General features: G+C 39.4%; 9 protein-coding genes, 1 pseudogene and 1 CRISPR repeat array. Of the genes and pseudogenes, 1 reads left to right on the forward strand and 9 read right to left on the reverse strand.

Going from position 1 to position 12,198, the window contains the following annotated elements:
- Positions 1 to 205, forward strand: a pseudogene (locus THEPK_RS13140) (IS6 family transposase); the annotation flags it as partial.
- Here THEPK_RS13140 and cas8a1 read toward each other — a convergent pair.
- The 9 genes from cas8a1 to cas6 are packed head-to-tail and all read right to left on the reverse strand — an operon-like array spanning position 202 to position 9,972.
- Positions 202 to 696: a type I-B CRISPR-associated protein Cas8b1/Cst1 gene (gene cas8a1 / locus THEPK_RS08900; protein WP_083965070.1), complete on the reverse strand. Its 495-nt coding sequence runs from the start codon at positions 694 to 696 to the stop codon at positions 202 to 204. The pseudogene THEPK_RS13140 and the gene cas8a1 overlap by 4 nt on opposite strands.
- A 3-nt stretch (positions 697 to 699) precedes the next feature.
- On the reverse strand, positions 700 to 1,653 hold the full coding sequence (cmr6, locus tag THEPK_RS08905; RefSeq protein WP_052315936.1) for a type III-B CRISPR module RAMP protein Cmr6: 954 nt from the start codon (positions 1,651 to 1,653) through the stop codon (positions 700 to 702).
- Positions 1,654 to 1,655: 2 nt separating this feature from the next.
- Entirely contained in the window at positions 1,656 to 2,138 is a 483-nt protein-coding gene (gene cmr5 / locus THEPK_RS08910; RefSeq protein WP_042701111.1) for a type III-B CRISPR module-associated protein Cmr5, read from the reverse strand.
- Positions 2,119 to 3,180 (reverse strand): type III-B CRISPR module RAMP protein Cmr4, encoded by a 1,062-nt coding sequence (cmr4, locus tag THEPK_RS08915; protein ID WP_042701113.1) that lies wholly within the window; start codon positions 3,178 to 3,180, stop codon positions 2,119 to 2,121. Before cmr4 ends, cmr5 begins: the two co-directional genes overlap by 20 nt.
- The gene (gene csx1, locus THEPK_RS08920) at positions 3,173 to 4,624 is read right to left on the reverse strand and encodes a CRISPR-associated CARF protein Csx1 (protein WP_052315938.1); all 1,452 of its coding nucleotides are present in this window, start codon (positions 4,622 to 4,624) and stop codon (positions 3,173 to 3,175) included. The genes cmr4 and csx1 overlap by 8 nt, the downstream gene beginning before the upstream one ends.
- Positions 4,624 to 5,586 (reverse strand): type III-B CRISPR module-associated protein Cmr3, encoded by a 963-nt coding sequence (gene cmr3 / locus THEPK_RS08925; RefSeq protein ID WP_042701117.1) that lies wholly within the window; start codon positions 5,584 to 5,586, stop codon positions 4,624 to 4,626. Before cmr3 ends, csx1 begins: the two co-directional genes overlap by 1 nt.
- Positions 5,583 to 8,168, reverse strand: coding sequence for a type III-B CRISPR-associated protein Cas10/Cmr2 (cas10, locus tag THEPK_RS08930; RefSeq protein WP_042701119.1), 2,586 nt, complete (start codon positions 8,166 to 8,168; stop codon positions 5,583 to 5,585). The genes cmr3 and cas10 overlap by 4 nt, the downstream gene beginning before the upstream one ends.
- Complete coding sequence (cmr1, locus tag THEPK_RS08935; RefSeq protein ID WP_198011313.1) at positions 8,165 to 9,238, reverse strand: type III-B CRISPR module RAMP protein Cmr1; 1,074 nt, start codon at positions 9,236 to 9,238, stop codon at positions 8,165 to 8,167. Before cmr1 ends, cas10 begins: the two co-directional genes overlap by 4 nt.
- The gene (gene cas6 / locus THEPK_RS08940; protein ID WP_042701121.1) at positions 9,238 to 9,972 is read right to left on the reverse strand and encodes a CRISPR-associated endoribonuclease Cas6; all 735 of its coding nucleotides are present in this window, start codon (positions 9,970 to 9,972) and stop codon (positions 9,238 to 9,240) included. Before cas6 ends, cmr1 begins: the two co-directional genes overlap by 1 nt.
- Positions 9,973 to 10,180: 208 nt before the next feature.
- Positions 10,181 to 12,145: direct repeats of the CRISPR family, unit length 30 nt; unit sequence CTTTCAATTCTTCTAAAGTCTTATTGGAAC.
- The last annotated feature ends 53 nt before the right edge of the window (positions 12,146 to 12,198 follow it).

A 12,198-nucleotide genomic window follows, 5' to 3' on the forward strand; every position in this document is an offset into this window, starting at 1 on the left:
CAGTGTTGAGCGCTGGTTTAGGACGTTGAAGGAGAGGACGAAGCGTTTCTGGAATAATTTCAGGGGTAAAGACTGGAGGAGGGTTCATAGGTTTGTTTTTCTGTTTGCCTTCTGGTATAATTTTGTCAGAATTCATTCTAGTTTTGGTGATCCGCCTGGTGATGTTACTGAATGGCTTCAGGAGGTGATGCCTCAGTTATCCTAACAGTATCGGCGGTAGGCAACTAGAGGCATCAATTGAGTGAGAAAGACACAGTGGGAGCAGATATTCGCACCATCTTTGCCTGAGGGGAAGTAGTTTGGGATGCCTCCTGTTCCGACTAATGGAAAGTCTGATCGATAAACCGGTTTTTCCCTTGCGTGTCTTCTACCACATACCTCACATATTGGAGCGTTTTCATCTTCTGGTTCGTTGAGTAATGAGAGCAGGCTGTTCTCTACAGCTTCAGGAGTTCTTTTCTTTGCCATGCTTGGATTTGCCATGAGTATACCGCTGTTCGGCATCATCATTGCGTGAATATAACCGGAGCTCCATTCCTTCCTTGCATAGAGTTCAGAGGCAAATTTAACCGCTCTCTTAATGTCCTCTGCCGTCAGTTCCTCAGGTTTTTCCTTATCATTTAGCAATAGCAGTGCTACCAAACCGGCATCCGTAAAGGGATGCCCTGTCCAAGTGAAAAGTGGGATAAGTTTCACCCCCTAACCAAATCTTCCGTATCCAAGTGAGGTTTTTGCTCCTACACCATGATCCTTCAATGCTGAAATTAGTAATTCTCTAGCCTTAGTCAAAAGTTTAACTCCCTCTTTATTCCTTGGAGCTATTGAAAACTGGAATTCAATACCCGCGGGAACTGTTAAGAAAAATACCGGAACTGGAGAATGCCAATCTCCAGGAGCCGTTTCAACTTTCTTTCCCAGTTCTTCGCCGCTTGCAGAATAATAGGGCTGATAGTGAGGGTTCATTATATCCAATTCCAAAATCGGCTCCCGGTTTAGTTGATTAGGTGTTGGAAAAGCGTCAAAGAAGATTATATCACCTTCTCTCTTTTGAGTCCCGAAAATAGCTCTTAGAACTTTCATTTTTTTAAGCAATTCATCATTTATTTTCTCTTTTAGTTTTTCCTCAATTGCCTTTATTACCTCTTTATCGTTGTTTTCATCTTTTGCAGGATTTTCCAATGCTTCCTGGATTCTCTTTGCCAATTCGAAGAAATCTCCGTCAAATTGATCCTTTAGCCTATCGGCTAAATTTAATATTGCATAGTGCTTCGCAACACCCTTCAAAGCCGACCCCGGAATGTAGGGGATCCCATAGTTTCTGTGAAGCCTTATGGAGGTTTCATAAACACTCTCATTGCCCAAGCCGATTATTAGACGGGACTTGGTGCTTAGTTTGAATGTTTGTGCGTTGATTTCATCCCACATCTTCCCCCGTAGTTTATAGTATTTCTGATATTTCTCCAGGGCACCAGTTGGAAGTAGAATTCTGTATCCCAGCGATTGGTATCTAGGTTTTGGCATCTCTCCGCCTCGTTTTTTTGGACTGTCACCTCCAAACGGAACGAACTTCTCTATCTTTAGGGAAATGTTTTCGACTCCGTTCCAGTGCTCTTTAACGATCTTCTCTATGTAAGAAGGGACAAAGAGTCTCATTGTTACTCCTCCTTTTCGAGCATTGCATCTGCAAACCTTCTCATCCAGCTGAGAAGTTTTATCGTCTCACGTGTTAAATGTATCATTGTCTGAACTTCTGACTCCTTAAGCATGTACTGGAGAGGATCCATACCTTCTGTAATTCTGTTAGGGGATCTTTTAGCGAGCCATTCCGAGATTTGATAGAACAGATACGCGTAGGCTATTCGTTCGGCTTTGTTTTCAAAAGCTTTCTCACCTTTCTCAAATTTCTCTAACTCTTCTTTGATCTTTGTGTATTCGGTTTCACCCTCTTTGATCTTTGAGAGATAGAATGCAAGGGTGCTGGGTAAACCATTGGTAAGTATCAATGCTGGGGCACTTTTGACGTAAGAAGCATATTTTTTCTGTATATTTTTATCCCTAGAATTGCTGATCTCTTTGACTTTTGTAACAGCTTCATATGCAAACTTGGCTCTCTTCTGCTCAAGACTTCTCAGAGCCATTCTCCTCACCCCAAATCGTCAGTTTAACAAAGCCTTTGCCCACTGTCTCATTTCCCCCTATCTGAACGAATTTTCCATTGAGTGTATTCAGCTTGCTGATTATCTTGTCGGCTGTGGATAGTCCCTCGATTTTTTTCCTTGGTTCCCCAACCGCGATGACTGAATAGAGTAGGGTGTCAGAAGGTAGGTATTCTTCGTACCATAGTGCACCGGTTTTGACAGTTCCAGTTTCAGCATCTATCTTCACCCTCGCGACTATTTCCGTGGCTGTTTCCACTAATGCTCTAAAGAGATCATCTGAAACTATCACAAATCTCCCCTTTATTTCCTTTTTGACGTTTTCAGGTGCGATTTTTGTTATCAAGTTCAGGAGATGCTCTAATTCGTTCGGTTTATTTTCCGGTACGTTGAACAAAAGGTCCTCGAGCACGACGTACTTTTTCCCATTCTTTTTTATCACAACATCATCGCTGAATACAACGGCTGTTGATTTCTCCTGAGAGTCTTCGCTGGATAGTAGAGTATTAACCTGATTAATTGTGTCCTTATATTTGGATAATCCATTCGTCTTAAGGGCAAATATCAAGTCGTCGATGAATCTTTTCAGAACCAGGGGGCATGTTACATAAGCGAAAACACCTTTAAGGCTTCTGACCGGGAATAGCAGAATCTTGGCGTCCCCAACACTTATGGCTCCACCATGCTCGGATGCAGCTTCAGTTGAAGGGCCGAAGATTATCTCTGTTATAGGTGGATCTCGTTTACCTTCTTTGACTTTTTTGACATAGTCATCAGCTCTTTCTTTGTAAATTTCATTTGCTAACTTTTCCCAATCTTTGTCGTTAATTTTTAGCTTTCTATCCATCTCCAACTTTCTGAATGAACTCCTAAGAACTCCTTTCAAACTCTGCCCCCATATAACGGGAAAGCCTGTGTGCCTCTCCCTTTGGATTGGCAGGTCTATAACGCTAAGCTCCGCTCCACTCCCTGCATGCACGGGCGTTACGCTATATAATCCCATTACCAGAGATTTTTCAAACATTTTCATTCACCTCCTCAAGGTTAAACTTTAAAGCTCCGATTGCAAATTCCAAAACTTTATCTTGGTTTTTATAGAAGAGGACGAATTCTCTACCATTGTATCGGATCCAAGTTAAGTTATATTCAAATCCTGAATGTGCTATAAAGTTCCTAAGCGTCGGCTCTTTATTGGCACCGGATCCAGAAAGGGAATAATAGTGAAGATTTCTCCTTACCTCCAATAATGGAAGTGGTTTACCTCTCTTCAGATCTCTTATCCACCCCTCTTTAGGTTTCTCGTAAGCTATGTAATCTCTTAGCCCTTTCTTTCTAGTTAGTTTATTGTCTTCGTAATCCACCTTGCCTTCAATTAGTCTCTTTAGATCCTCTAACTGGTTTTCGAGTATTATGCCTATCCTTGGCATTTTCCTGAACAGAATCCTTGAGACACTCTGAAGCTCCTTGAAGGTAACCTCTTTCTTAGGGAAATCATTAAACTCTGAATTAAAGACTCTCAACATATAGTAAAGTTTAGCTGCAGTTTTGAAATCCTCTGAGAGACATTGTTTTCTTACCACCCTCTTTCCATTATTGAGGACCTCAATACTATTCTTGAACTCTGCAAACTCTTTCCCGAGGAATCTTTCTATCTCATTGAGGCTTGGATAAAACTCAGCAAAGACCAAAGGGAGTCCATTGGTAACCGAACTTATAAAAGCGTTCCACATGCCTTTTTCATCTATGGTGGAATATAGTGGCTTGGGGAGCATTTTTGTTTCTTCTACCTTTCTTACGTGAAGGACAGTATTTTTAACAACTTCCTTTTTCTGTTCCCCAAAAAATCCTTGAGGAAAGGGTTCAGAGTTTAGAACAGTTATAGTCACATCATCTAGATAAGCTGCAATACCAAGAAGATTATGAAGTGCTCTGTATGTTAAAGTGGGCATGAAATTGATCCCGTGAGTTAAGTCTAAATAAACTTCCAACGGTTCAGCATTTTGAAGATCACTGGGAATACACTGGGCAAGTTTGTAAACAACGAAATGGTAAAAATCAATCATATTCCCCTCAATAGTTATGTTGCCAAAGACACCCACACCTGGAGCAACGCTAATCTCAATCTTTTTATTCTTGAGCCCTTTTTTCAAGTTGAGTTTTATATGTTCATCTTCCAGTTCTTCTATTATACTATGGTTAATAAACCAGTGAACCCTCTCTTTAACGTCAGCAACAATCTCCTCATAGCTTGAAAATTCTCTTGCTTCAACATTGGGAATATCTCCATTTTCAGTTTTTCTTTTAAAGTTGGCCAGTGTATCAAGAGTTACGATGAGAGTTTTTTCAGGATTTAAGGCTTCGAACAATATTGGCAACGTGCTCCTACTTTTTATCTCGTACCCGTTCATTTTATATGTTATCGGCTCCCACTGGAAAGGATTTCCCCATGGGATAACTAAAACTTTCATTACCAAACCCCCACAAAAGTTAGACCATATCCAAGTTTTGTAAGAGCGCCCAGTTTTAGATACTTAGGTAAAGCTACGGGAGCATCAAAACCCATAAAGAATAAACTACCTGGGGGTATGGCATGTTTAACTCCTTTTGGTTTGTTTTTTGCGTAATCCCATCCAGATATTGGTATGGGCTTGCCAAAAACAGATAAATGCAATTGTGGTTTCCTTCCATTTGTCACATCCTCAATCTTGCGTAGAATTGAGTCCACTGCATCGCGTCCAAGTATTGTCGGTGTAGCAAAATATAAGAATAACCTTTTACCTTCCACAGAACCAAAGGATAATTCAAGGGGTTCTGTATAAAATGATGCAAATCTGGACTCTCCCCCAACCTTGAACGTACCTCCCCTCTTCTCCCAACACCAATCCTTAATCCAAACAGAGATAGCATCCATCCGCAGGAATTCCACGGTGTAGAGATGCCCTTCGAGAGCAGTTTTCGTGGAATCGAGTGCTATGCCAATCCTCTTCTCTCTCGGGATTTTTTTAGGTTTAATGCTATTATCAATTTTTTCGGAGAGTATTTTCATTAACATGTCAAAGGGGATAAACCCTCCAGCTGGCTTTCCTTCATGTGGTAAAAAGAGCCTGTCCTTAAATTCTCCGGGTTTAACAACTGAAATTTTGCAGTTATTTTTAACGACATTTATGGGTGTAGCAACAACCTCTTCCCTCTCGATCACAGGAAATACCCCAACAATCTCAAACTCCGGTTCTTCTTTTTTATATCCAGCGCACTTCTTGGCTTTTTCTGAAAAGTTTCCATTCACTAATATAAAGCTTCTTAGCGCTCCTGCTATAGTTTGGGGAAGTGGAAAGAGAGAACGAGCAACGTGGCTTTCCCCAGCAAAAAAAGGCCTGCTCTCTCTAAATAGTAAAACGTCGTTTGGCACTATCGTAATTTTTTCAATCATGGAGACACCTCCATATCAAGGAGAATTTTTAGAAGAGTGAATAACCCTTTCATCTTTCTAACCAAATTCTCAGCTCTAACGTTGTTGGAAAGACGAATTAATGAATCCCGTACTTGCTCACGTTTGTCTTTGGAGACATGTCTGTGGATCTCGTATTTTAATAAATCCTTCACACCCTCTTCTGGCCAGCTATCGATGTCTTCAAGAACATGGTAGATGAGTCTCTTTGATCCTTCATCTTTCAAAATTTTAATAACATCATCTAGTTCTTTACCAATGACTCCCCACTCAAGTATTGTTTTGTAGTAACTTCCATTGTGCTTCAGCAATCCTATGGTTATGCAGTTTTTACCATGCTCTTTAGCTTCTCTCTCGAGTTCTTTTGCTTTATCAAGGGCATCATACAGGGGATGTTTATAATGCACTATGAGCAATCCAGCGCTCATTTTTCCCGCCGGGAGATAAGAATAGCCATCGTCGTCAAAGGTCCTTCCGAATTCATCCCTAATGCCCTTAGCGACCTCCAGTGCTCTATCTATAGGTAGTATCGCGAGAACGTCATCTCCACCTGCGTATATAAGCAAACCATTTTCCTCAACTTTCTCCTTGACCTTTTTTAGGGAGAAGTTTGTTAGAGCTTCGCTTATAGCTCTGTGAAGCTGAGGTGTGGAGTAATACTGTACGTTGAGTTTACTTTTCATATCCTCAGGGATAATTTTTGCAATTTCTGGGTGGAGATGGTCAATAATTGCTCCAGAACACTCGCCCGAGATGACCTTCCCCATATTGTCTCCATCCATCATGAGGATTGCATAGTATTTTGAAGGTTTTCCAATCTCTCTGTCCTTATAGGCTTTCATGAGGATTTCTTTAGCCTTTTCAACATAGTCCCAGTTGATTTCTTCTATGTTTCCTCCAAGCTCTTCCACTTTTTTCCTTAAGCTGTTCTCTGATAAAGTCTCCAAGTAATAGAGATCGGCATCCCGAACCTTTCTATCCCTAATGAGGCATCTATGAATTCCGTTCAATGCTTCTATGAACCTTGCCCCATACTCTTCATCAAATTTCTCTCTCCAATTCTTATATAGAAGAGCCACATCAACAATGGATTCAAATTTTTGTCTTGGATATCCCTTGTTCTTAAGCCATTCGGGATAGTATCTCTTTATCATGCAAACTGGGCATAAAGGTTCTCCCTTCCATCTTCCTTTTAGTTCCCTTTCCTTCAGGACATTCCCCAAGATAGCGAGGTTTTCACCACACATATGACACTTCCAACCCGGTGGTTGTTCCCCTTTTTTGAACCTTTCCCCACTAAGTTTTGCTTCTCCCAGCCCCTCAAGAATCTTTAGCAAGAATGGATACAATTCTATGAACTTTCTCTCATATTGAGCTTCTTTCATGGCTTCCATCCATTTCCGGACATTTTCATCAACGAGGTTTGCTTTCTGTAAGATCTCCCCTGCGTTATCCCAGTCTATGCCACCATACAATGGAAGCCACTCCACCGATACTGTAAAGTATCCTTCCAAGATGTGCCAATAGGTTTCTCTGTGTTCTTCGATCATTTTGGGATCCAAGTTATATTCCTTAATCGCCCAGTCCAAGGAGGAATTAAACATCTCCTTCAGGATTTTCTTAACGTTTTCTTTTATCTTCTTCTCAACATATCCTGCTCTATCCTCAGGTATTACAACCAAAGCTTTGTTGGGTATGTTGGATATCATCGCCGACTCATCTGGGGCGTTTAAGAGCTCCGCCTTCAATAGCGGCTGATCCCTCAAAGCAGGGTATATAACTACCTCAGGACCGAACTCCTCAATTATCGGTTCAATGGCCTTAAAGGTTAGGAAAGACACCATATGACTTCCTGCCCACAAGTCAAGCTGTTTCCTCGCATTTTTTATAAAGCTCTGAACTGGTACAATCTTTATTCTCATTAGAACAGGTTTTTCAACTGCTAATGCAGAGGTTAAATCAAGATGATGCCATATTGTATGATCTGGGAATCTTGTTTCCGCTGGAAGATGTATGAGCTCCTTAACAAGGGAATTTAAATTTATGTTAAGTTTTTTGAAAACATCCCCATGTTCTTCTTTTAGTTTTCTCACCAAGTTTTGTTCGAGTCGTTGAGGAAAGTTGTTCCATATGTAGACCCAAGATTCCTGGTAAAGTTCTTTTAAGGTCTCGCCTTCTACCTGGACAATCACACCAATAAACTCTTCAGCACCTTTATAGCCCAATGTCGAGATTAAATGCCTGAAAAGCTTTCTTAAATTTTCGAATCCTTTCCTACCCTTCACTGGATTTACCGGATGAACAAGGACTGGATACCCAACCCAATAATATTTACCGGAAGTCCTTCCGTAAAAATCGCTTGCTGGGTCTTTATTCCCCACCTTGAATACCAAACGCTGGGCAGCAGATGCCATCCTATCGGCTTCTTTGATTAACTCGGATTCTTCAAAGGAGATACCAACTTGATTCAAAATCTTCTTAGCTCTCCCTTTGTGTCCGGTTATTTTGAGCGCTTTATCAGGCGGATCGTGGAAATATGTTTTGAGTTTTTGATCAAGGTTCATTTGAACACCTCCAACGATCCAAAAACAGGAAATTCTTGAATATTCTTATCAAATAATCCCATGATGTTCCAATCTGAGAATCTATTTAGCTCCATATCGGGATGATAAGGATTAGTTTTGAACTTTACAACCCGAATGTGAGTTTTTCCACCAACAGAGGTTACCCCCAAAATCATCGGCGATGCTCTTCTTGAATTCTTCAGTTTTGATTGAAGTCCGGATATCTCCTGTATATCCTTCCCTCTCAGGTTTATTGGTAAGCCAAAGATGATCCTATCCTTTTTACTTACACTTTTCTGTCTAAACGTTTTATATTTGTTTTGGAATTCTCTTAAGGCTTGAATGGGATCTTGAGCCTTGGTATCCAAAAGCCCTATAAACGAGGTTTTCTCGTTGAGAATAGGGTAAGGCTGTGGTTTTAAATTTCCTCTTGGTTGTACTCCCAATTCCAGACGTATAATATCAATTGCTTTTAATATTGATTCTCTTAAGTCGTTTATAGTTGCATACGTCCACTTAAGAGACAAATCTTTGAGAATATCCAAATCTCCCCCAGTGAATTTAAAACTTCCGGCCCCGCGTCTATTCCTGGAGCCAATGTTACCAAGCGTAACTAATGTCCAAAAAGTTGCCAATGCTATTTTGAAAGACTTATGGTCCGGTGAACGCAACTTAATCGTGAACTTTGTCCCTGCTGGGTAATACCTCTTAATTTGCCCCTTCGAAGCCAAAATCTTTAAAGAGAACCATATATATGGCAATTCGTGAATATGAGAGTATTTATCAAATATTGGTCTATTTCCTTTAAACTTAACTATTATATCTCTCGGTTTTTGATTGCAATCTACATGAACTTCAACCCTATTTCTCTGATTAGTGCTCCCAAAAACGTACTCTTCAGCCTTCCTCAGCCCGACGATATCACTCCCAAAATAGTTTCCTGCCAGAGCCCTGAACCACCATCTCATCACACCCTTTATTGAGGGAGCCCTAATCTCAGCCCTGTTTTGATTTGCCCCTCTCATGAAAATAGGTGTTATCGCTTCAAGTTCAAACTCAGCTTTATACATCATTTCCTCCTCCCATCAACCTTCACCATCCCAAAACCCAGACTATTTTTTTCTCCAAATCCGGCCTGATAGCCGACTCTCAAAAGATCTTCATCCCCATAAGCCTTAAACACCAAATGCCAGGCCCTCTGGAAGATCCCCTGCTTGATTTCAAATCTCTTCGGCTTTGCCTTGAGAACCTTGATTTCAAGATCATCCGGGGGTTCTTTCCCATAGAGAAGAACATATTTTTCCTTTAAATTCTCCTTCAGGTTCTCATAGAACTTGTCTTCCATAGGACTTAAGTCATGCTGCCTCAATTTTCCAAAAGAGGGCTTTAATGTGGTCACTGCTATGGGAGAGAGTGTCGAGTAGACTTTTCCACTGTAAGAAAGTGGCTCAGGGAGTGCTTTGACAATTTCAGCATGGAACTTCTCATTCCATAAAATTACCTCTGGATTTTGGAGAAGGCCACCAATAAAGGCTTCTGCTATCTCTATGATCGGAGTAGAAAAATAGAAGAACGCCTTTCCTTTCCCGGTAAAATAGGATAAGCCATTTGATGATCTCCTCTTCTCTGCCATGAAGAGAGAATAGGTAAAGAGCTTTGGAACTTTTGGCCGATGAAGGGCAAGACTTAGGTCAGGGTTTACTTGTTGAATACGGCGATAGATAAGGCCTTGAAGATAATGCTGATGACTATAGGGAACCTTAAACTCCGAATTTTCAGGAACGAGACGTATCAGGAACCGCAAATTCATACCTCCATCAGCGAGGCATCTTAGTGATAATATTACCCGATTAAAATATTTAAAGTTTACGAAAATAATTTAAAAAATGATCTAATTATAGGAGATGGGTTTTATTCAAAAACTTAAAAAGAGAATATGAAATGAAAAAGAAACTGATTAAATGAAATTTATCTAAAATTTATTAACGACGAGGGTTTGTAACAACATCTTCCTTTCAATTCTTCTAAAGTCTTATTGGAACTTAACAACAATTTAGCGACGTGTATAACCAACAAATCTTTCAATTCTTCTAAAGTCTTATTGGAACAATACGCATTTCTGCTCCCACAGGGTTTTCAAAAATCTTTCAATTCTTCTAAAGTCTTATTGGAACAGCGATTAACCAGTACGTTAGTGTTAACAAAACTGGACTTTCAATTCTTCTAAAGTCTTATTGGAACTTCAAGGAAATACAAAATGAGGGTTACAGTGAAGAACTTTCAATTCTTCTAAAGTCTTATTGGAACTTATATGTATCCTGCAATTAATTCAAAGAATACCTTACTTTCAATTCTTCTAAAGTCTTATTGGAACAGAAATAAATGAGATATTCAAAGAAATAGACAAAATGCTTTCAATTCTTCTAAAGTCTTATTGGAACTATAACGTATCGCCATCAGTAGTTGTCCCTTCGCTCGTCTTTCAATTCTTCTAAAGTCTTATTGGAACAGGGAGGATGCGTTGAAGGAAGCTCAAAAGTTGTTTCTTTCAATTCTTCTAAAGTCTTATTGGAACCCTTGAGAAGGGAGTTTTGTTTTTAAGAAGGGTAAACTTTCAATTCTTCTAAAGTCTTATTGGAACTGGAAGATTTGGGATACTGCTTCCATGTTGTCTTCACAGCTTTCAATTCTTCTAAAGTCTTATTGGAACGAGTTCGAAGCAATAGAAAAGGCAAAGAAGAGATACCTCTTTCAATTCTTCTAAAGTCTTATTGGAACAAGTGATTTTCTTTTATTTTTTGTTGATTGTTATAAGTCTTTCAATTCTTCTAAAGTCTTATTGGAACGGATAATAACGCCAAACGATAGGTTTCCGAGAGGATCTTTCAATTCTTCTAAAGTCTTATTGGAACGAGTAGATGTTAAACATTAATGCCGTGCCCCACATGGCTTTCAATTCTTCTAAAGTCTTATTGGAACAACATAGTTGAGACTTACAGAATTTCAGCAAACAAGCTTTCAATTCTTCTAAAGTCTTATTGGAACCCGCCTAATAAGATAAAGTTAGCAACGGTGTACGAACTTTCAATTCTTCTAAAGTCTTATTGGAACACTTTAAGACACCAAAAAAACGACCAACGTCGTTCACTTTCAATTCTTCTAAAGTCTTATTGGAACTTATTTCGAATTTCTTAGCAATTTCACTTTTTTCAACCTTTCAATTCTTCTAAAGTCTTATTGGAACAGATTTTTCAGAGTAAACGGTGATATTCAGATTATTGCTTTCAATTCTTCTAAAGTCTTATTGGAACGGTCACAGGGATTTCATAGTTTTTCATCTCAGCGGTCTTTCAATTCTTCTAAAGTCTTATTGGAACTTAGTGGGTAGTTGCAGTTTTTGGTTTTGTGATCGCCTTTCAATTCTTCTAAAGTCTTATTGGAACCACTAAATACTGTCTTTCATAAACTAATACACCCTTCTTTCAATTCTTCTAAAGTCTTATTGGAACGGGCAACCACGACCAGCACAAAAAAGATAACTATGCTTCTTTCAATTCTTCTAAAGTCTTATTGGAACCCCAGTTTTTAAGAAACTGTGCTGGGTGTTGTATTTTCTTTCAATTCTTCTAAAGTCTTATTGGAACTCCTTGTTGTTTCACATAATTAACTACCTTTTTAACCGCCTTTCAATTCTTCTAAAGTCTTATTGGAACTTGTAGATGCACGATTGTTCCAGTTTTTGAAAAAACTTTCAATTCTTCTAAAGTCTTATTGGAACACGGAAACACGGTGAACGCAACAATTCTCATTGAGGGCTTTCAATTCTTCTAAAGTCTTATTGGAACAGAGATTCTCGAAGAGGTTGATGATGACGTAGTGTCTTTCAATTCTTCTAAAGTCTTATTGGAACAGTAGGAAAAACTTGGTTAGCCGCAAGAGCAGCAATACTTTCAATTCTTCTAAAGTCTTATTGGAACATAATCATCCTCGCAAGGAAGCGAAGTAGTTTAATAGCTTTCAATTCTTCTAA

The sequence above is a fragment of the Thermococcus sp. PK genome (genome assembly GCF_000430485.1).
Lineage (GTDB): Archaea > Methanobacteriota_B > Thermococci > Thermococcales > Thermococcaceae > Thermococcus_A > Thermococcus_A bergensis.

Excerpts from the sequence above, each read along its gene's own strand:
- csx1 (WP_052315938.1), bottom strand. The coding sequence starts at position 4,624 with ATGAAAGTTTTAGTTATCCCATGGGGAAATCCTTTCCAGTGGGAGCCG.
- cas10 (WP_042701119.1), bottom strand. The coding sequence starts at position 8,168 with ATGAACCTTGATCAAAAACTCAAAACATATTTCCACGATCCGCCTGAT.
- cmr6 (WP_052315936.1), bottom strand. The coding sequence starts at position 1,653 with ATGAGACTCTTTGTCCCTTCTTACATAGAGAAGATCGTTAAAGAGCAC.
- cmr3 (WP_042701117.1), bottom strand. The coding sequence starts at position 5,586 with ATGATTGAAAAAATTACGATAGTGCCAAACGACGTTTTACTATTTAGA.
- cmr5 (WP_042701111.1), bottom strand. The coding sequence starts at position 2,138 with ATGGCTCTGAGAAGTCTTGAGCAGAAGAGAGCCAAGTTTGCATATGAA.
- cmr1 (WP_198011313.1), bottom strand. The coding sequence starts at position 9,238 with ATGTATAAAGCTGAGTTTGAACTTGAAGCGATAACACCTATTTTCATG.
- cmr4 (WP_042701113.1), bottom strand. The coding sequence starts at position 3,180 with ATGTTTGAAAAATCTCTGGTAATGGGATTATATAGCGTAACGCCCGTG.